Origin of the sequence: Pseudoclavibacter sp. RFBB5 (assembly GCF_002931555.1) — a bacterium.
GTDB lineage: Bacteria > Actinomycetota > Actinomycetes > Actinomycetales > Microbacteriaceae > Pseudoclavibacter.
The window spans coordinates 302,538-326,974 of sequence record NZ_PSTZ01000007.1 but is presented as its reverse complement, the minus strand read 5'-3'; the positions used below and the strand labels follow the sequence as shown (position 1 = coordinate 326,974).

The following is a 24,437-nucleotide window of genomic DNA, read 5'->3' as shown; positions in this document are numbered from 1 at the left end:
CCGCTCACCACCCTGCTTCCCTGAGCGCCGCTCTGGCCTCGTCTCGTGCCGAATACTGGATCTTGGTGCCCGCGACCTCGGTGTAGCTCTCGTGGCCTGGGCCGGCAACGAGGATAGTGTCCTCCGGCCCTGCGAGCGAAACCGCCTTGCGGAGCCCGAGGCTCGCGTCGGCGATCTCGTGCAGCTCCCGGTCAGGGTGGCTCGCCTTCACGCTCTCGACGAGCACCTTCCTGATCTCGTCAGGGTCCTCGGTGCGCGGGTTGTAGTCGGTGATGATGACGACGTCGCTGCCAGCTGCCGCGACCCGTGCCATCTCCGGGCGCTTGGTGCGGTCACGGTCGCCATCGGCGCCGAAGACCATGAACAGGCGGCCGGTGGTCATCTCCCGGAGGGCGCCGAGCGTCTGCTCGAAGGCGTCGGGGGTGTGCCCGTAGTCCACGTAGAGGCGCGGCCCCTTGTCTCCGGAGACCAGCTCGAGTCGTCCGGGCACGAAGGCGTCGATGCCGCCGTCACGTTCGAGCACTTCCGCGATCTCGCCGAGGTCGTAGCCGGACTCGACGAGCATCGCGATCGCCAGCCCGGCGTTCGCCGCTGAGAACCAGCCGGGCATCGGGATGCTCGAGTGCAGCACCCGGTCGTCCGGGCTCGTGAGCGTGAAGCTCGTGCTGCCGCCTTCTGCGCCCGTGACGACGAGGTTCCAGTCGGCCTCGGTTCCGGGCTTGGAGGAGATCGTCGTGACGGGGATGCGGGAGTCCTCGACGACCCGCGCGCCCCACTCGGAGTCGAGCGAGACCACGCCGCGCCGCGCGCGCTCCGGGGTGAAGAGCTTGAGCTTCTCGCCGAAGTACTCCTCGAAGTCGACGTAGTCGTCGAGGTGGTCGTGCGAGAGGTTGATGAAGCCGACGACGTCGAACTCGATGCCGTCGACACGGTGACGCGTCACGGCCTGGGCGGACACCTCGATGCTCGCCGCGTGGACCCCGACTTCGCGCATGCGGGCGAGCAGAGCGTGGAGCTCGCTCGCCTCCGGGGTGGTCAGGTTCGCCTCGATGCGCTCCTCGCCGATGCGGCGTTCGACCGTGGTCGTGAGGCCCGTGACGACGCCGAGCTGCAGCAGGAGCCCGTCGAGGATGTAGACGACAGAGGTCTTGCCGTTGGTTCCTGTGACGCCGAAGAGCTTCGGCTGGTCGGGGTCGGTCCGGTAGATCCAGGCGGAGACGTCGCCGAGCGCCAGGCGGGGCTCCTCCGTGACGAGCACGGGAACGCCGAGCTCGCCGGCGAGTGCGGCACCGGCCGCGTCGGTGAGGATGGCGACGGCGCCGGCTTCCTCGGCCTTCGCGGCGTAGCTGGCGCCGTGCACTCGCGCGCCGGGCAGCCCCACGTAGAGGTCGCCGGACTCGACATCCATCGAGGAGATGGAGACGCCGGTCACCTCGACCTGGTCGACGCCTTCTGGGGCGTCGAGTCCGAAGTGCGCGCACAGCTCAGAGAGCGAGCGCGGCACTGGATGGGATGGACGGATGCTTGCTGCGGGCATGACTTCCTGTGCAGTAGTGCGGATCAGAACGTGGTCGGTATGGTCGGCCACGGACTCGGCGATGGTGCCACCCGGTTGGATTGGAGTACGTACGCCATGACATCGTGCCATGCTGGCGCGGTGGCGGCGCTTCCAGTCATCGTAGTTGGGTTCATGATCGAGACCGTCACGACGTACTTCGGGTCGTCGATTGGGGCGACTCCGGCCATGGAGGCCATGTACTGCCCCTGCAGGTAGGTGCCGTCGCCCGCCGAGACCTCGGCCGTGCCCGTCTTGATTCCGACTCGGTACCCGGGGATCGCGACCTGCTTGGCGAGGCTTCCGCTCTGTGCCGTGGCCTCGAGGAGGGTGAGCGTGTCGGCTGCCGCCTGTGCGGAGACGACCTGACGCGGCTCGCCCGGTTCCGTCTCCTGGAAGCCGTCTTCGGTCTCGCAGCCCTCGACGAGCTGGACGGGGAGCCGTTGTCCGCCGTTCGCGATGGTCGCGTAGGCGCTCGCCATCTGGGGGGCGGTGACCTGCAGGCCCTGACCGAACATCGTGGCGTAGTTCGTCTGCGGGTCCCAGTCCTCCCACGGGTGGACGGTGCCGGACTCCTCGCCGAGGAAGTCGGCCTCGGTGTCGGCGTTGAGCCCGAAGTCGAGCATGTAGTCGTAGCGTTCGCTGGCACTCAGGCGCTCGCCCATCATGGCGATGCCGATGTTGGAGGAGCGCGTCATGATGCCGGCCGCGGTCCAGCGCTCGTCGCCGTGCGCCCAGTCGTCGCCGAAGCTCACGTCGGTCTGCTCGAAGCGGCCGGGAACGGTGATCTGCTCGCCCGGCGTTGAGAGCCCCTTGTCGAAGACCATGGCTGCGGTGAGGGCCTTCATCGTCGAGCCTGGCTCGTACGGTGCGGTGAACGCGCGCGAGCCGCGAGCCTCGGTTGCCGTGGCGCCCGGGTCGTTGGGGTCGACGGAGGGGTAGTCGGCGACCGCGAGGACCTTGCCCGTCTCGATTTCCATGACGGTCGCGTGCCCCCACTTTCCGCCCATCGCGGTGACCTGCTCGGCGAGCACCTGCAGGGCGTACCACTGCAGGTCGGCGTCGACCGTGAGCTTGAGCGTGCCGCCCTGCTTGGCCTCGGTGAGGGTGACCTCGGTGCCGGGGATGCGCACGTTGTCCGCACTGCGCTCGTAGGTCTCCTCGCCGTCGATGCCGGCGAGGCACTGGTTCTCCGAGAGTTCGAGGCCGGCGAGGGGCTCGCCGTCTGCACCCAGGAAGCCGGTGAGGTTGCCCGCCACCTGCCCGTTCGGGTACACGCGGGCGGCTTCACGTTTCGGGTAGATCCATGGGATCTCGAGCGCACGGATCTTCTCGTAGGCCGCGAGCTCGAGGCCTCGGCTGAGGTACGCGAAGTTGCTGTTGGGGTCGATCGCGAGGGCCGCATCCACGACGCCGACGAGCTCTGCCTGCTGCTGGCCGGTGATCGCGGCGATCTCACCGAGCGCCTGCTCGCGCGAGACCTCGCTGGTCTTGCCATCGTCACCGGTGCGGTCGAACTCCTTGACGTTCACGGGAGCGACCGTGAGGTCGAAGCGGTCGGCGGAGTCGGCGAGGATCTCACCGTTCTTGTCGACGATCGACCCGCGCTCGCTGAAGATCGTGCTGGAGACGCCGCGCTTCGATTCGGCGTCGGCGTTGATGGTCGAGGCCGAGACGAGCTGAACGTCGATCAGGCGGACCCCGAAGGCGATGAGCACTGCGGTCACCAGGATGATGACGAGGCCAGCCCTGCGCCTGGACACTTTCGGTGACACGGTGGTCCTCCCCCTTGTTCGGCTCTGCTCCCAGCTGAGTGGCCTCTCGGCGCCTCAGCCTCGTCGTGGTTCTACCTCGTCGAGGGAGAGCGCAGCTCGGTGACAGACGGTACTTCAGGCGCGGCTGCCTGCTGCGGTGAAACTCCGTCGGCGGCGGGAGCCGGTGCCGGCTGCGTCACCTCGTTGGTGACGAGACCCGTGTTGATGGGCGCGGATGTGCCGGTGGAGCTCGCGTCCGTCGCGAGTGAGGCACTCCCGACCTGCAGGAACGCCTGCGAGTCGGTGGGGACCATGCCCAGCTTCGTGGCCTCGACGGCGAGGTTCTGCGCCGAGGACATGGCGCTCAGCTCCTCGAGCGCGGCCGACTCCTCGCGCTGCAGCTCCGTCTGGGTCTGCTCGAGGCCGCTCACCTCGTAGGCCCCCTGCGAGATCGCGATGCTCAGGGCGAGCTGGGTGACGAACACGCCCGCGAGGATGCCGAGCGAGATCATGATCGAGCGCAGGCTCGGCAGGCGCCGAGCGCTCGGCGCCTCGACGAGGCGCAGCCGAGGAGACTGCGCCTGCTTCTTGGGGGCTGCCTTGGACCGACGGGGTGCCGTGGATCCTCGAAGGATGCTCGTTGCTGCCGTCATGCCCGTGGACTCCTTACTCGTTCAACCGCGCGCAGGCGCACGGGCAGTGCTCGTGGATTGATCTCGCCTTCTGCGGCACCGGCGCGCTCGGCTCCGCGCACGAGGCGCGAGAACTCGGGCTTGTGCTCGGGAAGCTCGACCGGCAGTCCGCTTGGCGCGGTCGACGTGGTCTTCGCCTCGAAGAGTCGCTTCACGAAGCGGTCCTCGAGCGACTGGTAGGCCTCGACGACGACGCGGCCGCCGACGACGACACGGTCGAGCGCCTGTGGCAGCGCGCGCTCGAGGGCGCCCAGTTCGGCGTTCACCTCGATGCGAAGCGCCTGGAAGACGCGCTTCGCCGGGTGACCCGCGTCGCGCTTGGCCGCCGGGGTCGCGCGCTGGAGCACATCGACGAGCTGCCCGGTGGTCTCGATCGGCGCCTGGGCGCGCTCTCGCACGATCCAGCTCGCGTACCGGGGCGCCAGCTTCTCGTCGCCGTAGCGGTAGAAGAGCTCCCTGAGCTCGTCCTCACCGTAGGACGCGACGATCTCGGCTGCCGTGACGCCCTTCGTGGCGTCCATGCGCATGTCGAGCGGCGCATCCTGGATGTACGAGAAGCCGCGACTGGCCTCGTCAAGCTGTAGCGAGGACACCCCGAGGTCGAACAAGACGGCGTCGACCGTGCCGATGCCGAGGTTGTCGAGTGACGACGCGAACTCGTCGTAGACGGCGTGCACCAGCGTGACGCGGTCGCCGAAGCGAGCGAGCCGACGGCCGGCGAGCCCAAGGGCCTCCGAGTCGCGGTCGAAGCCGACCAGCCGGGCATTCGGGCAGCGATCGAGGACGGCCTCGCTGTGCCCGCCCATGCCGAGTGTCGCGTCGACGTAGATGCTGCCGGGGTTCTGCAAGGCCGGCGCAAGGAGCTCAACGCATCGCTCGAGGAGCACCGGCGTGTGCAGCATCGCGGGGTCACGATCGCTGCCCCCACTGTCCTGGACGTTCTGGTTGTTCTCTGTCATGACGTTTCGGGTTCCTCCCTGATCACTGATTCCCATCCGTTCTCTCTCCCCGCCGGGGAGGGCGAGGGGAGCGAAGTGGAGATTCCATCTGCCGCCGGGGAAGTGGCTTCAGATGGGGCTCCTGCGGTACTGCTGTGCTCTGCTGCGAGGGAAGGCGCTTCAGAGCGGAACGGCTGAGAATCGGCGGTCAGGGTCAGAAGAGTCCCGGGATCACCTCCTCAGCGGTCTCGGAGAAGGCGGCCTCGTTGGCCTCGACGTACGTGTTCCAGGCCTCGGCGCCCCAGATCTCGGCGCGCGTTCCGGCCCCGATGACGGCCAGTTCGCGGTCGAGTCCGGCGTACTGCCTGAGCTGCTGCGGGATCGTGACGCGGTTCTGGCGGTCTGGCGTCTCCGCGTGCGCGCCGGACAGCAGGAGGCGCAGGTAGTCGCGCGCCTGCTTGCTCGTGACGGGTGCCTGACGGATGCGGTTGTGGAGCTCCTCGAACTCGCTCGTCGAGAAGACGTAGACGCAGCGGTCCTGCCCACGGGTCAGCACGACGCCCTCCGCGAGCTCATCCCGGAACTTGGCCGGAAGGATGAGCCGCCCCTTCTCATCGAGCTTGGGCGAGTACGTGCCAAGGAACATGCACGCCTCCCTCCCCGTCGCTGAATCCCCACAAGCTCCACTTTACTCCACAACCAACCACCTAGCTACGCAAACACCCGATTTGCTCCCTGAGAATGCGAAAAGAGGCCAGTAAATTACTGGCCTCTGCATGGTGGAGGGAAGTGGAGCTAGTTGGCGCCATCCAGGGCGCAAAAAACGGGACCGGCCAGGTGGCCGGTCCCGATGGTGGTGCGAAGTGGTGGGTGACGGTGGTGGTGCGAGGTGGGGCCGCTGGGCGCCCGCTCCCGCTACTCCCCCTGCTGCCGCTTGTCCCAGCGATTGCCGAGCTTGTCCATGAAGGACCCATCCGAAGACTCGCCGCGCTTCGGCGACGGACGACCGGTCGGCAGCGGATCGGATTCTGAGGCGCCCTTCGGGGCCGCGAACGCGTAGACCACGCCCGCGAGCATCAGGACGAACCCGACGACCCCCAGGACAGGGATGTTGGTCGCGACGCCGGCGACGACGACGCCGATGCCGACCGCGACGGACAGAAACGCGACGACGACGGCTCGCGTGGTGACCGCAGCACCGCTTCTCGGCGATGTGGAGACAACGTCCGCATCGTTCTGATAGAAGCTGCGCTCCATCTCATCAAGCAACCGCTGCTCTTGCTCAGATAGTGCCATGTTGACCTCGTGCTCAAGGGGGCGATCGGAGCCCCGCTCCGAAGTATTGCGCCCATTGTAGGCGCGCACACCTGGGTAGAGTGGTGTCGTGTCTGAGAGTTCCTCGCTGTCCTCCAAAGTCCAGCGTCGTCTGGACGCAACAATCGACGAGAACCTGCGAGTTCTCGGCCCGATCGGCGTCGACGTGCCCGCCTTCCTCGAGCAGGCCGCGAGCTTCACGACGGGCGGCAAGCGACTTCGCGCGTCCTTCTGCGCCGCAGGCTTCGGCAGCGCGACCGGCACGAGCGAGCACACTGAGGCCGTCGTCCGCGCCGCTGCCTCGATCGAGTTCTTCCACGCCGCCGCTCTCGTCCACGACGACATCATCGATCGCTCTGACACGCGGCGAGGCGCCCCCTCCACGCATCGCGCCTTCGCACGCCATCACCGCGCGTCGGCCTGGGCAGGCGACGAGACGCACTTCGGCCTGAGCGCCGCGATCCTGCTCGGTGATCTCCTGCTCGTCTGGAGCGACCAGCTCTTCGTCGAGGCCTGCGCCCTCGTCTCCCCTGAGAACGCGGTTCGTGCACGGGCGGAGTTCAGCAAGATGCGCAGCGAGGTGACCGTGGGGCAGTACCTCGACCTCGTTGAAGAGGTCGCGTGGCCGGTTGTGCCCATCGATGCACGAGCCTCCCGAGCGAAGACCATCGCCATCTCGAAATCGGCGCGATACAGCGTCGAGGAGCCGCTCGTGCTCGGCGCGCTGCTCGGCGGGGCATCCGACTCGCACGTCGAGCAGATCCGGTCGTTCGGACTGCCGCTCGGACTCGCCTTCCAGCTCAGGGACGACGTCCTCGGCGTCTTCGGCGACGAGGCCGTGACCGGCAAGCCGAGCGGTGACGACCTGCGGGAGGGAAAGCGCACGCTCATGATCGCTGCAGCGCAGGAGCTGGCGGCACCGGATGACTCGGCGCGTCTCGACGAGCTCCTGGGCGACCCGGATCTGAGCGACGCCGACATCACGTGGATGCAGTCCCTCATCGCCGAGTCAGGTGGACTTCAGCGCACCGAGGATCTCATCAGCACGTCGTTGCGCGAGGCGCTCACCGGCCTGGCGGCGATCGAACTCGACAGCGAGTCGCGGCAGCTACTCGAGGACCTCGCGGAGCGCACCGCGCACCGCGCACACTGACAGGGCCGCAGACCCGCAGCGCAGCAGCCACGAGCGCCCAAGGACGTTCGGTCCCCGTCCATGCCGGTGCGCGGGCGCCTCAGATGGCGAGGAGCTGCACCGCGTGACGAACCTGCGTCTTGCGGCCCTCGACGAGCGCGTCCACGGGGGCGATGCCGAGCGTCCCGTCGACGCTCAGGAGCCAGACCATCTGCTCGTGTGCACTCAGACCCGCGTCCGCGAGCAGGAAGAGCGTGCCACGGAGGCCGACGAGCGGCTCCCCGTCCTTGATGAACTCTCGCGGGATGCGCGGCTCGCGTTCGATGCGGAACGAAAGCAGCTGCTTGTCCTCGATCAGGGTCGACACGCGCCCCGTCGAGACGCCGAGCTCGGCAGCGGCCTGGGGAATCGTGTACCACTCGCGGGTACTGAAGACGTCACTCACGTCTCACATCGTCGCAGACGCCGCCCGCGGATGCGAGCCGATGCGATTGATCGGCGGCGTCCGGTGTTTCATCCGGGGGCTGACCGCCTGCTCGGGCTATCCTGCACGACGTGAGTCCCGTTGGTCCCGACGACATGATCGGCCGTCTGATCGACGGCCGATATCAAGTGCGCTCTCTGATCGCCAAGGGCGGCATGGCTACGGTCTATGTCGCCACTGACCTGCGCCTGGAACGCCGCGTCGCCATCAAGGTGATGCACGATCACCTCGCTGCCGACGAGCGCTTCCGCGAGCGATTCATCCGCGAGGCTCGCTCCGCTGCGAAGATCACGCACCCGAACGTCGTGAACGTCTACGACCAGGGCGACGACGAGATCTTCGCGTACATGGTGATGGAGTACATCCCCGGCATCACGCTGCGGGACCTCCTGCACGACCACCACAAGCTCACCCCCGAGCAGTCCATCGATGTCATGGATGCCGTCCTGGCGGGCCTGCAGGCCGCGCACAAGCTCGGCATCGTCCACCGCGACCTCAAGCCGGAGAACGTGCTGCTGGCCGACGACGGCCGCATCAAGCTCAGCGACTTCGGGCTGGCCAGGGCGGCGAGCGCGAACACGGCGACGGGCCAGGTGCTCCTCGGAACGATCGCGTACCTGAGCCCGGAGCTCGTGACCAAGGGCACGGCGGATGTGCGCAGCGACATCTACTCGCTCGGCATCATGCTCTTCGAGATGCTCACCGGTGAGCAGCCGTACCGCGGCGATCAGCCCGTGAACATCGCGTACCGCCATGCGAACGAGACGGTGCCTGCGCCCAGCGAGGTGAACCCCAACGTCCCCCACGAGCTCGACGAGCTCGTCGCGTGGTCGACGGAGCGCGACCCGGAGCTGCGCCCCGCCGACGCTGGCGTCATGCTCGAGGCCCTCCGTCGTGCCGAGGCCGAGCTCGGGCAGTCCGCGCGTCCGCTCCCGCCGACGGCTGTGATCGCCCAGGCGGGCGACGAGGACATCGAGGACACCGACCCGACCGAGCTGGCGGCCATCACCAGCCAGCTCTCCTCGGCGTCCTCACCTCCCGACGCGTTCGATGGGCACGTCGAGCCCTTCACGCCGGGCTCGCCGCCTGTGATGGCCAGCCCTGCCCTCTTCCCCGAGGAGACAGCGACCGACCTCTCCCCCAAGCTCCCTCCGGCGACCACGACGGCAGAGTCGGGCGCGCGCAAGCGGCGCCGCTTCGGCGCCGTGATCGCCGTGATCGTCATCGCGCTGATCGCCGCCGCCGGCGGTGTCGGGTGGTGGTTCGGTCTCGGGCCGGGGTCGTACGACACGGTTCCCCAGGCGGTCTCCTTGACGCAGGCGGATGCCGAGGCGGCCATCACGGCCGCTGGTTTCACCGTCGGCGACGTGACGCAGGAGTTCTCGCTCGACGTCGCGGCGGGCACGGTCATGGATATGGACCCGCAGGCGGGCACTTCCCTCGCGCCGGAGACCCCGATCTCGCTGGTCGTGTCTGCTGGACCTGAGATGCTCGACGTGCCTGATCTCGAAGGGCTCACCCTCGACGAGGCCGAGGGTGCGATCACCGAGGCTGGGTTCACCTACGATCCCGCGACGACGCTGCGGCAGTTCTCCGATCAGGAGGCGGATATCGTCCTCTCCGCGACCGACAACAACGGGGCTCCGCTGCCCGCGACCCTCGCTGAAGGCCAGCCGATTCGACTGATCGCCTCAGCCGGCGTCGTTCCCGACGTCGCAGGCGAGACGGAAGCCAACGCGACCCAGCTGATCGAAGACGCTGGCCTCGTGGTGAACGTCTCCAGCCGCGAGTACTCGGCGTCGGTTGCGAGCGGTGTCGTCATCGCGTTCTCCACGACGACGGACCCGGTTGTCCCGGGAGACACGATCAACATCTCCGTCTCGCGAGGTCCGGCACCGGTCACGCTCCCCGACGTCGTCGGGAAGCCGATCGCTGAGGCGATCTCGCAATTGGAGGGGCTCGGGCTCACCGTGGGCCACAACGTGCCCCCTGGCATCGTCAACGACCCGAACCCGGTCATCAAATTCGTGGTGTCGACGCAGTCTCCAGCGGCCGGGGTCGAGGTTCCTGCGGGCTCGAACGTCACGCTGACCGCGACGGCGACGCTCTAGCGGCCGGGCTGCTGCTGCTGCTGAAGGCAGCAGGGCCGGCTGCGCCGCTCGAACAGAAGAGGCGCATCCCGTCTCCGGGATGCGCCTCTTCTGTTTGCTGCGACTCGGCTCAGCGCTTCGCGGCGCGGAGCTCCTCAGCGACCAGAAACGCGAGCTCGAGGGACTGCATGTGGTTGAGGCGTGGGTCGCAGAGCGATTCGTAGCGCGTCTCGAGCGTCTTCTCGTCGATCTGCTCTGAGCCGCCCAGGCACTCCGTCACGTCATCGCCCGTGAGCTCCACGTGGATGCCGCCCGGGTGCGTCCCCGCGGCGCGGTGCGCCTCGAAGAAGCCCTTGACCTCGTCAACCACGTCGTCGAAGCGACGCGTCTTGTAGCCGTTCGGGGTCGTGATGCCGTTTCCGTGCATCGGGTCGGTGATCCACAGCGGCTGCGCGTCTGCGCCCTTGATGGCCTCGAGCAGGGGCGGAAGGGCGTCGCGGATCTTGCCGGCGCCCATGCGCGTGATGAAGGTCAGGCGCCCCGGCTCACGGTTCGGGTCGATCTTGTCGATGAGCCGCAGCATGGTGTCTGGCGTTGTCGAGGGCCCGAGCTTCACACCGATCGGGTTCTTGACGCGGCTGAAGAAGTCGACGTGCGCCTCGTCGAGGTCACGCGTCCGCTCGCCGATCCAGATGAAGTGACCGGAGGTGTCGTACGGCTGGCCGGTCCGCGAGTCGATGCGGGTCATGGGGCGCTCGTAGTCCATGAGGAGTCCCTCGTGGCCCACGAAGAACTCGACATCACGCAGCGCGTAGAAGTCGGCCCCGGCGGCCGCCATGAAGCGAACGGCGCGATCGATCTCAGCGGCGAGCTGCTCGTAGCGCGCGTTGGCGGGGTTCGCGGCGAAGCCCTGGTTCCAGGAGTGCACCTCGCGGAGGTCGGCGAACCCGCCGGTCGTGAAGGCGCGGACGAGGTTCAGCGTGGATGCCGCCGTGTGGTACCCGCGGAGCATGCGCTCGGGGTCCGGCGTCCGCCCCTCCGTCGTGAAGTCGAAGTCGTTGACGATGTCGCCGCGGTAGGCGGGCAGCGTCACGTCGCCGCGCGTCTCGTTGTCGCTCGAGCGGGGCTTCGCGAACTGCCCGGCCATCCGGCCCATCTTGACGACGGGCATCGAGGCACCGTAGGTCAGGACGACGGCCATCTGCAGGATCGTGCGGACGCGCGCTCGGATCTTGTCGGCGGTCGCTCCCGCGAAGGTCTCGGCGCAGTCGCCACCCTGGAGGACGAATGCCTGACCGGCCGCGGCCGTGGCGATACGATCGCGCAGCCTGTCGACCTCGCCCGCGAAGACGAGCGGCGGCAGGGACGCGAGCTCACCGGAGACGCTCGCGACCTTCGTCGCGTCGCCCCACTGCGGCTGCTGCCTGATCGGCAGCTCGCGCCACGCGTCGAGGCCCTCGAGCACGCCGGGAGGCGTCGGGATCGACTCTGTGCGGGTGGAGGTGAATTGGCTCATGCTCGCTTCTCTGATCTCATGTCTCGGATCTCACGCTGACAGCTCACGCGCTGCAGCACTGGTTGTTCTGAATCTCACGCCGGACGGCCCGACACTACCCGGGGCAGCGCGCGCTGTGCTCGTCTGATCGCTGACAGCAATCACCGGCTCTCGCGCGTTCAGGGCTTCTGCGCGGCGGCGAGCGCCTTGGCCTCTGCATCCATCTTGGTTCGGATGGACGAGGCGTAGATGTCGCGATAGTCCTGGTTGCTGAGGGCGTGCAGCTCGCTCATGATCTCGTCCGTGATGGAGCGGAGCACGAACCGGTCGGCCGCCATGCCCTCGTAGCGCGTGAAGGTGAGCGGCTCGCCGAAGACCATGCCGACCTTGCGCAGCCGCGGCACCTTCGCGCCGATGGGCAGGACACGCTCGGTGTCGACCATGACGACCGGTACGACGGTGACCGGCTTGTCCGCCTGCATGATCATGCGGGCGATGCCTGTCCGGCCGCGGAACATGCGCGCGTCCGGGCTGCGCGTTCCCTCCGGATAGATGCCGAGCACGCGGCCCTCGCTGAGGACGCGGAGCCCGGTCTGGAGGGACGCCTCGCTCGCGGCTCCGCCGCCTCGATCGATGGGGAGCATGCCGGTCGACTTGAAGAACTGCGCGGTCAGCCAGCCCTTGATGCCGGTGCCGGTGAAGTACTCCTTCTTCGCGAGGAAGTACACGCGGCGGTCGATCGAGAGCGGCATGAAGAACGAGTCGACGACCGAGAGATGGTTCGACGCCAGGATGACCGGCCCCTTCGCGGGGATGTTCTCGATTCCCCGCACCCACGGGCGGAACGTCGCGCGCACCAAGGGCCCTGCGAAGAGATGCTTGAGCACCCAATACAACATGCGTGGCCTCCCGATAGGCGATGGCACATCAGTGTACTCGGGACATGCCACGCACCGGTGCGCCGCTCGCCGTGTCCGGAACGGTAGGGTTGAAGGCCACTGGACGTGAAGCCGGATGACCCCGGCCGATGGACGTCCAGGCGGCTCACGACCAGGACCACACTCAGGAGTTGCAATGAAGCTATCCGAGACCCCCGCCGTAGTCAGCCCGGAGCCGAGCTGGAACACCACCGATCTGCTCCAGTACAGACTTCGAGAATCGCCGGATCTCGCCCTCTTCGGACTGCCGGACGGCGATCGCTGGCGCGATGTCTCCGTCAAGGAGTTCCACGCCAAGGTTAACGACCTCGCGAAGGGCTTCGTCGCCGCCGGCGTCGAGGTCGGCGAGCGCGTCGCGTTCCTGGCGAAGACGAACTACGAGTGGACGCTCGTCGATTTCGCCCTCTGGTACGCGGGCGCCGTCATGGTGCCGGTGTACGAGACGAGCTCGTCGGCGCAGATCGAGTGGATCCTCGAGGACTCGGAGGCGGTCGGCATCATCTCCGAGCTTCCCGAGCACGACGACAAGCTCGACGAGATCGCCGACACCGTCTCGAGCCTCCGCGTGCGCTACGCACTGCATGCAGGCGCCATCGATGAACTCGCCAGGCTCGGGGCCGACGTCGACGACGCTGAGATCGAGCGCAGGCGCGGCATCGCGAACGGCGACGACATCGCGACGCTCATCTACACGTCAGGATCCACGGGGCGCCCCAAGGGGTGCGTCATCATGCACTCGAACTTCGTCGAGCTCTGCCGGAACGTGAAGGACCCGCTGGGCGCGCTCATCTACCCTGGCGCATCCACCGTGCTGTTCATCACGCTCGCGCACGTGTTCGCGCGGTTCATCTCCGTGCTCTGCATCTACGGCGGCGTGAAGGTGGGACACCAGCACGACACCACGAAACTGGTCGAATCGCTCGGCACCTTCCACCCGACCTTCCTGCTCGCAGTTCCGCGCGTGTTCGAGAAGGTCTACAACTCTGCTGAGCAGAAGGCGGAAGCCGGTGGGCGCGGCAAGATCTTCCGGAAGGCGGCGGATGTCGCCGTGCACTACTCGGAGTCGCAGGACGCCGGCCGCACGCCGCTCGTGCTCGGACTCCAGTACAAGCTCTTCGACAAGCTCGTCTACTCGAAGCTTCGCGAGGTGATGGGCGGCCGCGTGAAGCACGCCGTCTCCGGCTCGGCACCGCTCGGCTCCCGCCTCGGCCACTTCTACCGCGCCATCGGCGTGAACATCCTCGAAGGCTACGGCCTCACCGAGACCACGGCCCCGGCGTCCGTGAACCTCGCCGAGAAGTCCAAGATCGGGACCGTCGGCCCCGCGCTGCCCGGCGTCGCAGTCCGCACGGACGAGCACGGCGAGCTGCAGGTCAAGGGCATCAACGTCTTCCGCGAGTACTGGAAGAACCCCGAGGCGACGGCCGCGGCGTTCGACGGCGAGTGGTTCAAGACCGGCGACCTCGGCTCGATCGACGATGACGGCTACATCACGGTGACGGGTCGCATCAAGGAGATCATCGTCACCTCCGGCGGGAAGAACGTCTCCCCCGCGGCGCTCGAGGACCCGATTCGCGCCGACCCACTCGTCGGGCAGATCGTGGTCGTCGGGGACCAGCGTCCCTTCATCTCCGCGCTCGTGACGCTCGACCCGGAGATGCTGAAGACCTGGCTGAGCAACAACGGCGAGAATCCGGACCTCACGGTCGCTCAGGCGGCCGAGCACCCCAAGGTGCTCGCCGAGATCCAGCACGCGGTCGATCGGGCGAACACGCGCGTATCGCGGGCCGAGTCGATCCGGAAGTTCGTCGTGCTCGACGGGGAGTTCACGGAGGCCAACGGAACGCTCACGCCGAAGATGTCCATCAAGCGCCACGTGATCCTCGAGAAGTACAAGGGGATCATCGAGGGCATCTACAACGCGGCGCCGGCGACCCAGGGCATCACGCTCAAGTAGATCGGCAGAGCACCGATCCTGCGCCTTCGGCCATGCCCCTCAGCGAGTCGGGCGGCCGAAGGCGCTTGCCGTGGTCCTGCCCGCCGTGGACGCACTGGCCGCAGTCGCGGGCGCGAACCACTTGCTGCCGCGGATCTCGCGCATGGCGGCCTTGCGGTGCTCAGCAGCAAGCGTGTCGATGTAGACGACGCCCTTGAGGTGGTCGGTCTCGTGCTGCAGCATCTGCGCCATGAGCCCGGCTCCCTCGAGCACCACGGGCTCGCCGTCCAGGTCGATGCCGGTCACACGCGCGTGCTCGTACCTCGGTGTCTTGTTCCAGAGGCCAGGAACCGACAGGCAGCCTTCGTCGATCTCCTCGAGCTCGCCCCACGTGCTCTCGAGAACCGGGTTGAGCACGTAGCCGGTCTCGCCATCGATGTTGTACGAGAAGGCCGCGAGTCCCACGCCGATCTGCGGCGCGGCGACGCCTGCCCTTCCGTCGAGCGATGTCGTGTCCAGCAGGTCGGTGACGAGGCTGCGGATGCGGTCATCGATGACGGTGATCTGCTCTGCGGGCGTCCGGAGCACCGGGTCACCGTAGTAGCGGATGGGGCGAACGGTCACAGTTCCTCCTCGGCGCGCAGCAGCGCGTTCTCGACCACCTCGCTCGCTGCGGGGTGAGGCCAGTACTGGCCACGCGCGAGGCCCCTGATGGAATGCCCGAAGCTCGCCGCGAGGACGAGGGGCTGGAGCAGGACCGCCGCATCCGGACCCACGATGTGTGCCCCGAGGATGGTCGCGCTGCCCCGCGCGATGACGAGTTTACAGAAGCTCCGCTCGTCTTCGAGCGCCCACCCCCAGGCGGTCGAGCCATATTGGTGCGTCACCTCGAAGGCGTCGTAGCCCAGCTGCTCGGCGCGTTCGAGCGTCACTCCGAAGCTCGCGATCTGCGGCTCGGTGAAGACGACGTCCGGCACGGGGCCGAGCGTGTTCTTCATGAGACGGCGCCCGGGCTCGACCGCGATGTTGTGCGCGACGACTCTCGCCTCGTGGTTGGCGACGTGCTTGAGCTGGTGCTCCGAGTCGATGTCACCGAGCGCGAACACCCCGGAGACCGGGTGGCCGTCGCGCAGCACCCGCTGGTAGGCGTCCACTCGCAACCGGCCGTCATCGTGGTGGTCGAAGCCGACCTCGTAGGTGCCGAGCGTGTCCGTGTTGGGGATGCGTCCGATCGCCACCAGCACGGCGTCGACCTCGATCTGCTCCCCCGCGTCCGTCGTGAGCGTCGCGACTCGACCGTCTTCGGAGAAGCCGACGACCGAGGTGCCGGTCTCGACCCGCCACCGCTCACGGGCGGCCTCCGTGAACGTCGCGGCGACGTCCGCGTCGAGCGAGGAGAGCACGCGCCCACGCACGAGCTGCGTGACCTCGGAGCCGAAGGCGCTGAAGACATGGGCGAACTCCGATGCGATGGACCCGCCGCCGATGATCGCGAGGCGGCGCGGCACATCGTCGATGCGCATGATCGTGTCCGAGGTGTGCACGAGCGTGGAGTCGAGGGGCACCACATCGTGGTGGCGTGCCCGGCTGCCCGCGGCGATGACCAGCGTCTCCGCGCTCAGCCTGCGCCCGGAGGCGGTCAGCACCTCGCGGTCGCCGAGCATCTCGACGCGCTCGCGCACGAGCGTCACGCGCGGGTTCCCGTGCTCGCGGTAGCTCTCCCCGCCCTCGCTGATCTGGTCGATCCGCCCGAAGACACGGTCGCGCACCTCCGGCCAGGACGGACGCAGGTGGACGTCATGGACGCCCAGCCGCTGCGCGTCCCGCGCGTTTCGAACCACGTCGGCGACGTGCACGAACATCTTCGTGGGAATGCACCCGACGTTGAGGCACGTGCCACCGAAGTGCGGTCCGTCGTCGACGATGGCCGTCTTCGGCCCGCCCTCGTCGCCGGGCGGGAGCGTGTTGCCGGAGCCTGCACCGATGATGAGCAGCTCGAAGTGCTCAGCGGCTGGGCGCTCAGTCATCTGCACGCTCAGCGCCAGGGCGGACGACGACGAGGAGGTCGCCGTTGCCGACCTCTAGCGGCGAGGAGATGGCGAGGCGCTCGACGACGCCCGCGACAGGAGCCGTGATGCCGGCCTCCATCTTCATAGCCTCGATGGTCGCGACGGTCTGCCCCTGCGCCACGCGTTCGCCGACCTCGACGCGGAGCGTCACGACGCCGGAGAACGGTGCGGCGACGTGCCCGGGGTTGCCGCTGTCCGCCTTCTCGCGTTCGATCGTGTCGACCTTGATGCTGCGATCGCGGACGAAGACCGGGCGCAGCTGTCCGTTGAGGGTCGCCATGACCGTGCGCATGCCGTCAGCGTCCGGCTCGCCGATGGCCTCGAGGCCCACGAAGAGCTGCACGCCCTTCCCGATGTGGATGACGTGCTCCTCTCCGGGTTCGAGCCCGTAGAGGTAGTCGAGGGTGTCGAGCACGGAGAGGTCGCCGAAGAGCCGGACGGTGTCCTCGTAGCTTGCCGTGGGCTGTGGGAACAGGAGGCGGTTCAGGGTCCGTCTGCGCTCGAGGCTGTCCCCCGCGAGCCCGGCTTCGTCGGTGTCGGAGAGCGGCGTGACTTCGATCTTGACGTCGCGCCCCTCGAGCACCTTGCTGCGGAACGGCTCCGGCCATCCGGCCGGCAGCTCGCCGAGCTCACCGGCCATGAAGCCGATGACCGAATCCGGGATGTCGTACTTTCCTGGGTTCTCGGCGAAATCGGCCGGGTCTGCGCCGACGGCCACGAGGTGCAGGGCCAAGTCGCCCACGACCTTCGAGGACGGCGTGACCTTCGGGATGCGGCCGAGGATCTTGTCGGCTGCGTCGTACATGTCCTCGATGCGCTCGAACTGGTCCGCGAGGCCGAGCGCGATGGCCTGCTGCCGGAGGTTCGACAGCTGACCTCCCGGGATCTCGTGCTTGTAGACGCGACCCGTCGGACCCGGGAGCCCGGATTCGAAGGGACGGTAGACGAGCCTGACCGCCTCCCAGTATGGCTCGAGGTCGGTGACGTTCGTGAGGCTGATGCCCGTGTCCCGCTCTGTGTGCTCGAGGGACGCGACAAGCGCCGAGAGGCTTGCCTGACTCGTTGTTCCCGACATGGGGGCGCTCGCGACGTCGACGGCGTCGACACCGGCCTCGCTGGCGGCGAGGAGTGTGGCGAGCTGTCCGCCCGCCGTGTCGTGCGTGTGCAGATGCACGGGCAGATCGAAGCGGTCGCGGAGCGCGGTGACCAGCTTCGAGGCTGCCTGCGGGCGGAGCAGCCCGGCCATGTCCTTGATGGCGATGATGTGCGCGCCCGCGTCGACGATCTGCTCCGCGAGGCGCAGGTAGTAGTCGAGCGTGTAGAACGGCTCGTTGGGGTCGGCGAGGTTGCCGGTGTAGCAGAGGGCGACCTCGGCGACCGCCGTTCCCGTCTCGAGAACCGCATCGACGGCGGGTCGCATCTGGGCGACGTCGTTGAGGGCGTCGAAGATGCGGAAGATGTCGACCCCGGTCGCAGTCGCCTCGTGGACGAACGCCTTCGTCACGGCCTCCGGGTACGGCGTGTAGCCGACGGTGTTCCGGCCCCGCAGCAGCATCTGGAGCGGGATGTTGGGGACGGCTTCGCGGAGACTCGCGAGGCGCTCCCACGGCTCCTCGCCGAGGAAGCGGAGCGCGACGTCGTACGTCGCACCGCCCCAGGCCTCGATGGACAGCAGCTCGGGCGTGAGTCTCGCGAGGTAGGGCGCAGCCGTGACGAGGTCGCGGGTGCGGACGCGCGTCGCGAGCAGCGACTGGTGTGCGTCACGGAAGGTGGTGTCGGTGACCGCGAGGCGCTTCTCGGAACGCAGCTGGGCTGCGAACCCCGCGGGGCCGAGATCCAAGAGCTCCTGACGCCGCCCGGCGGGAAGCGGGACGGAGGTGTCGAGCGCGGGCAGCTTCGTCCGCGGCTCGACGGAGGTCGGGCGCACGCCGTGCGGTGCGTTGACCGTGACGTCGGCCAGCCAGTTCACGATCTTCGTGCCGCGGTCGCCCGGGCGACGGTATTCGAGCAGCCCCGGGCGCTTCTCGATGAAGTCGGTCGCGACGTCCCCGCGCTGGAAGTCGGGATCGTCGAGCACACCGAGGAGGAAGGGGATGTTCGTGGCGACGCCTCGGATGCGGAACTCGGACAGCGCACGTCGAGCGCGCCGCACCGCAGCCGGGAAGTCGCGCCCGCGTGCCGTGAGCTTCATCAGCATCGAGTCGAAGTGCGGCAGGACCTCGGCTCCCGTGGCGATCGTGCCTCCGTCGATGCGGATGCCGGAGCCTCCCGCGGAGCGGTAGGTCGTGATGACCCCCGTGTCCGGGCGGAACCCCTGAGATGGGTCCTCGGTCGTGATCCTGCACTGCAGCGCGAAGCCGTGCAGCTCCAGCTGGTGCTGCTCGAGCCCCATGTCGTCGAGGCGCTCGCCCGAGGCGACGCGCATCTGTGCCTGCACGAGGTCGACATCCGTCACCTCCTCGGTGACCGTGTGCTCGACCTGGATGCGCGGGTTCATCTCGATGAACACGTGCTGCCCGGCTCGGGGGCCGGCCGTGTCGAGGAGGAACTCCACGGTGCCCGCGTTCACGTAGTCGATGGACTTGGCGAAGGCGACCGCGTCGGCGTAGAGCTGCTCCCGCACCTCCTGCGAGAGGTTGGGCGCAGGGGCGATCTCGACGACCTTCTGGTGGCGTCGCTGAACGCTGCAGTCGCGCTCGAAGAGGTGCACGACGTTGCCGTGCTCGTCGGCGAGGATCTGGACTTCGATGTGGCGTGGGCGGAGCACGGCCTGCTCGACGAACATCGTCGGGTCGCCGAAGGCGCTGTCCGCCTCCTTCATCGCAGACTCGAGCGCTTCGCGCAGGTCCTCCGGGCGCTCGACGCGCCGCATCCCTCGCCCGCCGCCGCCGGCGACCGCCTTGGCGAAGATCGGGAAGCCGATCTCCTCGGCGGCGGCGCACAGGGCGTCGAGGTCGGTGGAGGGCTGGCTCGAGGCGAGCACCGGCACCCCCGCGGCGATCGCCTGGTTCTTGGCCGTGACCTTGTTGCCCGCCGATTCGAGGACCCGAGGGGGCGGCCCGATGAAGGCGATTCCCGCGTCCTGGGCGGCCCGCGCGAGTTCTGGGTTCTCACTCAGGAAGCCGTAGCCGGGGTAGATCGCGTCGGCACCGGATTCCTTCGCGACGCGGAGGATCTCCGCGACGTCGAGGTAGGCCCGGACTGGCTGTCCCACGGTGCCGATCTGGTATGCCTCGTCAGCTTTCAGGCGGTGAAGCGAGTTGCGGTCCTCGTAGGGATACACCGCGACCGTCCGTGCTCCGAGCTCCACAGCGGCACGGAATGCGCGAATGGCGATCTCGCCTCGATTGGCAACCAGGATCTTCTTGAACACCGGTGTTCCACCTTCCGACAACAACGACAGGGGCTTGCAGCAACGTGACGCAAGCCTAGTGAATGTAGCCTGGGCTGGTGTTCGTCCTCAGCATCAGTTCTCTCAAGGGCGGCGTCGGCAAGACCACGGTGACCCTGGGCCTCGCTTCCGCCGCCTGGGCCCGCGGGCTCAGAACCCTCGTCGTCGACCTGGATCCCCAGTCGGATGTCTCGACTGGGCTCGACGCGCGCGCGCAGGATGGCGCCACGATCGCCGACGTCCTCCGCTCTCCCAAGCCGAGCACCGTGCGAGCCGCGATCGCCCGCTCGTCGTGGGGCGAGGGAGGCCACGGCGTCATCGACCTCATGGTCGGAAGCCCGGCGGCGCTGAGCTTCGACACCCCGAACCCGTCGATCCGCGAGATCTGGCGCCTCGAGGAGGCCCTGGCCGTCGTCGAAGCCGACTACGACCTGGTCCTCATCGACTGCCCGCCATCCCTCAACGCGCTCACCAGGACAGCCTGGGCGGCCTCTGACCGTGTTGCCGTCGTGACGGAGCCGGGACTGTTCTCGGTGGCGGCAGCAGACCGCGCGCTCCGAGCGGTGGATGAGATCAGGCGTGAGCTCTCGCCGCGGCTGCAGCCGCTCGGCATCATCGTCAACCGGGCGAAGCATCAGTCGATCGAGCACCAGTTCAGGCTCGGCGAGCTGCGCGACATGTTCGGACCGCTTGTCCTCTCCCCCGCGTTGCCTGAGCGGACGTCGCTCCAGCAGGCCACGGGCGCGGCCAAGCCCGTGCACCTGTGGCCCGGGAGCTCCGCCGAGGAGATGGCCGCGAGCTTCGACACGCTCCTCGAGCGCATCATGCGTGCGGGACGCCTCGGCCCGTATGCCAGCGCCGCGGGTACCGACGACGAAGCCCCGGTGACGCGTGGGCGTCAGCGGGGCCGGTCGAACAGCTAGGGTGCGGGGCTCGGCGGCTAGCTCGCGCGGCTTGCGCGGCGAGCTGCGAGCTCGTCGACTGGGTCGATGGTCTGCTGCTCGAAGTCCACGAGCGTCGATTCGACCTCTCGGAGCACCTGGCCCACGAAGATGCCGAAGACGCCCTGACCGCGGTGCACGAGGTCGATGACCTGATCGTTCGAGGTGCAGAGGTACACGCTCGCACCGTCCGACATGAGGGTCGTCTGCGCGAGGTCGACGACGCCGGTCTCGTGCAGCTGGTCGACCGCGGTGCGGATCTGCTGGAGCGAGATGCCGGTCTCGAGCAGTCGCTTGACGAGCTTGAGGACGAGGATGTCCCGGAACGAGTAGAGACGCTGGGAGCCGGACCCCTTCGCACCGCGCACTGTCGGCTCGACGAGTCCCGTCCGAGCCCAGTAGTCGAGCTGACGGTAGGTGATGCCGGCGGCTCTCGCGGCAACGGCGCCGCGGTAGCCGGAACCCGGATCGAGGTCCGGAATGCCGTCGGTGAAGACCAACTCGCCGCCGGTTGGCGCGTCGCCCTGTCCCTGCTCGCTCATGCCTGCACCTTTCACACGTTTTCGACTGGCTCAGCTCCCAGGAGAACTGGGGCGGAAGCAGTGGGTCTTACCACAGGGGAACTTGAGGTAAGTCCCGAGCCGTCTGAGTTGATTCTATTGGAGCGCGTGCGACTCGGCTACTTCCGAACGACAACGATGTGATCCCGACCCGACTCGCCCTGTATCTCGGGCTTCGGGATGCGCGCAGCGGCGTGTCGCGGAGAGGGCTTGCGCCGTTCGAATCCACCTGACGTTCAAGTGGAGGGTGAAGCTACCTGCGACCGCGGACGGCCTGACGGATGAGCGACCGTCGGACGGACTCGAGGTGCTCGGCGAGCTCGTGCGCCCGCTCGTGCGCCTCGCCGCCCGAACGAGCCCGTCGAGTGCTGGTCGACAAGGCCTGCTCGATGAGACCGAACTCGTGGTGCGCGGCGGCGCGGAACGGTCGGAGGTGTCGCGGCTCGATGCCCACCTTCTCCAGTTCGACGAGTGTGCTCAGCATCGTGAGCTCGTCCTCCTGGTATCGGCTGGCCGCCGGGATCAACCCAGCGCTCACGGCCTGCTCGAGGAGTGCAGGCTTCGCGCCGGAGCGCTCGAGGAGCTGCGCGCGGTCGAGCACGGTGCCCGCGGCGAGCATCGTCTGCCGCTGCGGTGCCCTGGACCCCGGGAGTTCGGGCTCGAGCCCGCGGTCGAGCGCGTCGAAGTACTCAGCGATGACCTTGAGCGGCAGGTAGAGGTCCCGCTGCATGGTGAGCACTTCCCGCAGCCGAGCGACGTCGCCGGCGGAGAACTTGCGGTAGCCCTTGGGCGTGCGCTCGGGATGCACGAGCCCCTTGTCCTCGAGGAAGCGCAGCTTCGAGGGACTCAGCTCGGGGAACTCGACGTTCAGCCGCTGGAGGACCTGTCCGATGCTGAGCATGCGGCCCTGCCCACTGGAAGAAGCCGCCGCGATAGCGGCCACCGTCAGTTCCCGGCAGACGCGGACGTCAGGCTCGTGTCGAGCGGAGAGCTGTAGAACGTGAGGCGGAACTTGCCGACCTGCACCTCTCCGCCGTTCGTGAGCACTGCAGAGTTGATGCGCTCGCCGTTGTAGTAGGTGCCGTTGAGCGAGCCGAGGTCGCGCATGTGGAATTCGCGGCCGTGCCTGGTGAACTCGGCGTGACGACGGGAGACGGTGACGTCGTCGAGGAAGATCTCGGCGTTCGGGTGGCGACCGGCGACCTGGAGGTCGGTGTCGAGCAGGAACCTGGCCCCGACGTTGGACCCCCTGCGCACGATCAGGAGCGCGGAGCCGGAGGGAAGGGCGCTGATCGACTCCATCTCCTCCTTCGAGACACCGCCGGCGATGAGCGCGGCGAGTTGCGCGCTGAAATCGCCAGTGAACGACATCGTCGACGATTGCGTCTGTTCATCGACGACGCCGTCGCCGTCAGGGGTTCGCGCCTCAGCGTCAGACCCAGCCATATTTGCCTCCTCGAGTCGGTGCTCAAGCGTAGCGGAATCGGGGGTGCCCGAATTCCGGTCGGTTAACTGCACAAGCACCGCCAGCCATTGTGCGTCAGACGACTGAGTGTTGTCGAAACGAGCGACCGAATCGTTGCCGGTTTTCACCCTCGGCGTACACTCCGTGGGTGGCACACCTGTCTTCTTCTGACGAAAACGCGTTCGACGACCGCTACGGCGGTGATCCCGTCGCACAGATGCGGGCGCGCAAATCCGCCCCGCTGACGCGCAAGGTCCCCATGGCGAGCGGCATGTGGCTCGAGGACGCGGCCACGGGCTTCTACGGGCGCCTCGCCTCCGCCAACAAGCAGACCGTGACGCTGCTGGACTTCGACGGGCAGCGCAAGGCGTTCCCGGCGGATTCGATCTTCCTCCTCGAGGACGAGCCGGTCCTCCTCGGCCCTCCGGTCGCGAAGCAGCCGTCCGGGCGCGCGAGGAGCGCATCCGGGTCGTTCCACGTCGCCGACGCGAAGGCGCGCACCGCCAGGGCTGGTCGCATCTTCGTCGAGGGAAAGCACGACGCGGAGCTCGTCGAGAAGGTCTGGGGCCACGACCTCCGCATCGACGGCGTCGTCGTCGAGTTCCTGCAGGGAGCCGACCACCTCGCCGAGGTGCTCACCGTCTTCGGCCCGAGCCAGACGCGGCGCGTCGGCGTGCTGCTCGACCACCTCGTCAAGGGCTCCAAGGAGCAGCGCATCGCGGACGACATCACGAAGCGCTTCGGCGCCTCTCACGTCCGCGTCGTCGGGCACCCGTACGTCGACGTGTGGCAGTCGGTCAAGCCCGAGCGCCTCGGGCTCAAGGCCTGGCCGGTCATCCCCCGTGGGCAGGACTGGAAGAAGGGCATCTGCCGGGCGCTCGGCTGGCCAGCCGAGGAGCAGGCGGACACCGCGAGGGCGTGGCAGCGCATCCTCGAGCAGGTCCGCGACTACCGCGACCTGGAGCCGTCCCTGCTGGGCCGCGTCGAGGAGCTCATCGACTTCGTCACGGAGCCCGGCGGCGCAGGTACCTGACGGCGTAGACCGCGCCAGCGGCGACGTGCAGGACCGTGCCGATGGCGAGCATCCACCACGTGATGCCCCGCAGGGGCTCAGCGGGCACCTGAGCGGCGTAGGAGAGCAGGTGGAGCGGCATCGCGACCATGATGAACGCCGACCTGGCCTTGCCGAGCAGGTTGACTCTCCCCTCGCGGACGCGGTCGAGTCGGGTGAGCCCGATCACGAGCAGAGTCACGTCGCACACGAAGATCGTGATGAGGACGAACCACGGGAGATAACCCAGGAGGGCGAGCCCGAGGCCGATGGCGATGATGCCGAGTCGATCCGCGACCGGGTCGAGGATCTCCCCCACCCGTGAGACCTGGCCGAGCCGGCGAGCGAGGAACCCGTCGATCCAGTCGGTAGCGCCGAAGGCTGCGAGGCTCAGGGTCGCCGCGAGTGCTCTGCCATCTGCGGCGAGCCAGATGGTGAGCGGCACGAAGACGAGCAGCCGCGCCACCGAGATGGCATTCGGCAGCGTCGCCCACCGCATCGGGGCTTCCTGCTCTCTGCTCGCCATGCGCCCATTGTCTCAGCGGGCGCAGCCCAGCGACTGGGTGGCCCAGCGTGTCGCCGGGATGGTCGCGTCGTTCGCCGCCGGCGCACCGAGATCCGCGGACGGCCAC

General features: G+C 68.1%; 21 protein-coding genes. 5 read left to right on the top strand and 16 right to left on the bottom strand.

The annotated features are described in order from the left end of the window. Window positions 1–4 precede the first annotated feature (4 nt). The 6 genes from C5B97_RS09460 to C5B97_RS09435 form a co-directional block, all read right to left on the bottom strand. On the bottom strand, window positions 5–1,537 hold the full coding sequence (locus tag C5B97_RS09460) for a Mur ligase family protein (protein ID WP_104311840.1): 1,533 nt from the start codon (window positions 1,535–1,537) through the stop codon (window positions 5–7). Between the two features lie 23 nt (window positions 1,538–1,560). Continuing rightward, window positions 1,561–3,330, bottom strand: a complete 1,770-nt coding sequence (locus C5B97_RS09455) for a penicillin-binding protein 2 (RefSeq protein ID WP_104311839.1) — start codon at window positions 3,328–3,330, stop codon at window positions 1,561–1,563. Window positions 3,331–3,401: 71 nt separating this feature from the next. After that, window positions 3,402–3,962 (bottom strand): hypothetical protein, encoded by a 561-nt coding sequence (locus C5B97_RS09450; RefSeq protein WP_104311838.1) that lies wholly within the window; start codon window positions 3,960–3,962, stop codon window positions 3,402–3,404. Further along, window positions 3,959–4,960, bottom strand: a complete 1,002-nt coding sequence (gene rsmH / locus C5B97_RS09445; protein ID WP_104311837.1) for a 16S rRNA (cytosine(1402)-N(4))-methyltransferase RsmH — start codon at window positions 4,958–4,960, stop codon at window positions 3,959–3,961. The genes C5B97_RS09450 and rsmH overlap by 4 nt, the downstream gene beginning before the upstream one ends. Window positions 4,961–5,153: 193 nt before the next feature. After that, window positions 5,154–5,585, bottom strand: coding sequence for a division/cell wall cluster transcriptional repressor MraZ (gene mraZ / locus C5B97_RS09440; protein ID WP_104311836.1), 432 nt, complete (start codon window positions 5,583–5,585; stop codon window positions 5,154–5,156). A 269-nt stretch (window positions 5,586–5,854) separates the two neighbouring features. Continuing rightward, entirely contained in the window at window positions 5,855–6,235 is a 381-nt protein-coding gene (locus tag C5B97_RS09435) for a DUF3040 domain-containing protein (protein WP_104311835.1), read from the bottom strand. 88 nt (window positions 6,236–6,323) lie between these two features. On the opposite strand from C5B97_RS09435, the gene C5B97_RS09430 reads away from it, so the two are divergent. Then, window positions 6,324–7,406, top strand: a complete 1,083-nt coding sequence (locus tag C5B97_RS09430) for a polyprenyl synthetase family protein (protein ID WP_104311834.1) — start codon at window positions 6,324–6,326, stop codon at window positions 7,404–7,406. Between the two features lie 79 nt (window positions 7,407–7,485). Here C5B97_RS09430 and C5B97_RS09425 read toward each other — a convergent pair whose 3' ends face one another. After that, complete coding sequence (locus C5B97_RS09425) at window positions 7,486–7,830, bottom strand: Rv2175c family DNA-binding protein (protein ID WP_104311833.1); 345 nt, start codon at window positions 7,828–7,830, stop codon at window positions 7,486–7,488. 110 nt (window positions 7,831–7,940) lie between these two features. On the opposite strand from C5B97_RS09425, the gene pknB reads away from it, so the two are divergent. Beyond that, window positions 7,941–9,980 (top strand): Stk1 family PASTA domain-containing Ser/Thr kinase, encoded by a 2,040-nt coding sequence (pknB, locus tag C5B97_RS09420; RefSeq protein ID WP_258068096.1) that lies wholly within the window; start codon window positions 7,941–7,943, stop codon window positions 9,978–9,980. Window positions 9,981–10,089: 109 nt separating this feature from the next. Here the strand turns inward: pknB and C5B97_RS09415 are convergent, their stop codons facing one another. Together C5B97_RS09415 and C5B97_RS09410 are read right to left on the bottom strand one after the other, a co-directional pair. Beyond that, window positions 10,090–11,475 carry a class II 3-deoxy-7-phosphoheptulonate synthase gene (locus tag C5B97_RS09415; RefSeq protein WP_104311831.1) on the bottom strand — a complete coding sequence of 462 codons (1,386 nt, stop codon included), beginning with the start codon at window positions 11,473–11,475 and terminating at the stop codon, window positions 10,090–10,092. Window positions 11,476–11,633: 158 nt separating this feature from the next. After that, window positions 11,634–12,353, bottom strand: a complete 720-nt coding sequence (locus tag C5B97_RS09410) for a 1-acyl-sn-glycerol-3-phosphate acyltransferase (RefSeq protein ID WP_104252817.1) — start codon at window positions 12,351–12,353, stop codon at window positions 11,634–11,636. A 175-nt stretch (window positions 12,354–12,528) separates the two neighbouring features. Here C5B97_RS09410 and C5B97_RS09405 point away from each other — a divergent pair, with 175 nt between their 5' ends. Next, the gene (locus tag C5B97_RS09405; RefSeq protein WP_104311830.1) at window positions 12,529–14,349 is read left to right on the top strand and encodes a long-chain fatty acid--CoA ligase; all 1,821 of its coding nucleotides are present in this window, start codon (window positions 12,529–12,531) and stop codon (window positions 14,347–14,349) included. Window positions 14,350–14,388: 39 nt separating this feature from the next. On the opposite strand, the gene def is transcribed toward C5B97_RS09405, so the two are convergent. Genes def through C5B97_RS09390 form a run of 3 tightly spaced genes read right to left on the bottom strand, consistent with a single transcriptional unit; the run spans window position 14,389 to window position 19,770 of the window. Then, window positions 14,389–14,952 (bottom strand): peptide deformylase, encoded by a 564-nt coding sequence (gene def, locus C5B97_RS09400; protein WP_104311829.1) that lies wholly within the window; start codon window positions 14,950–14,952, stop codon window positions 14,389–14,391. Next, window positions 14,949–16,355, bottom strand: coding sequence for a mycothione reductase (locus C5B97_RS09395; protein WP_104311828.1), 1,407 nt, complete (start codon window positions 16,353–16,355; stop codon window positions 14,949–14,951). The genes def and C5B97_RS09395 overlap by 4 nt, the downstream gene beginning before the upstream one ends. After that, window positions 16,348–19,770 (bottom strand): pyruvate carboxylase, encoded by a 3,423-nt coding sequence (locus C5B97_RS09390; protein WP_104311827.1) that lies wholly within the window; start codon window positions 19,768–19,770, stop codon window positions 16,348–16,350. The genes C5B97_RS09395 and C5B97_RS09390 overlap by 8 nt, the downstream gene beginning before the upstream one ends. Before the next feature lie 77 nt (window positions 19,771–19,847). Between C5B97_RS09390 and C5B97_RS09385 the strand changes: the two genes are divergently transcribed. Next, window positions 19,848–20,711: a ParA family protein gene (locus C5B97_RS09385; RefSeq protein WP_104311826.1), complete on the top strand. Its 864-nt coding sequence runs from the start codon at window positions 19,848–19,850 to the stop codon at window positions 20,709–20,711. A 17-nt stretch (window positions 20,712–20,728) separates the two neighbouring features. Here the strand turns inward: C5B97_RS09385 and C5B97_RS09380 are convergent, their stop codons facing one another. The 3 genes from C5B97_RS09380 to C5B97_RS09370 form a co-directional block, all read right to left on the bottom strand. Then, window positions 20,729–21,271 (bottom strand): MerR family transcriptional regulator, encoded by a 543-nt coding sequence (locus C5B97_RS09380; RefSeq protein WP_104252811.1) that lies wholly within the window; start codon window positions 21,269–21,271, stop codon window positions 20,729–20,731. 271 nt (window positions 21,272–21,542) lie between these two features. Next, the gene (locus C5B97_RS09375) at window positions 21,543–22,190 is read right to left on the bottom strand and encodes a MerR family transcriptional regulator (protein ID WP_104311825.1); all 648 of its coding nucleotides are present in this window, start codon (window positions 22,188–22,190) and stop codon (window positions 21,543–21,545) included. A 44-nt stretch (window positions 22,191–22,234) separates the two neighbouring features. Beyond that, complete coding sequence (locus C5B97_RS09370) at window positions 22,235–22,660, bottom strand: FHA domain-containing protein (protein WP_179557156.1); 426 nt, start codon at window positions 22,658–22,660, stop codon at window positions 22,235–22,237. A 311-nt stretch (window positions 22,661–22,971) separates the two neighbouring features. On the opposite strand from C5B97_RS09370, the gene C5B97_RS09365 reads away from it, so the two are divergent. Continuing rightward, entirely contained in the window at window positions 22,972–23,787 is an 816-nt protein-coding gene (locus C5B97_RS09365; protein ID WP_104252968.1) for a DUF3097 family protein, read from the top strand. On the opposite strand, the gene C5B97_RS09360 is transcribed toward C5B97_RS09365, so the two are convergent. After that, window positions 23,759–24,331: a CDP-alcohol phosphatidyltransferase family protein gene (locus tag C5B97_RS09360; RefSeq protein WP_104311824.1), complete on the bottom strand. Its 573-nt coding sequence runs from the start codon at window positions 24,329–24,331 to the stop codon at window positions 23,759–23,761. The two genes, C5B97_RS09365 and C5B97_RS09360, sit on opposite strands and share 29 nt — an antisense overlap. Window positions 24,332–24,437 lie beyond the last annotated feature (106 nt).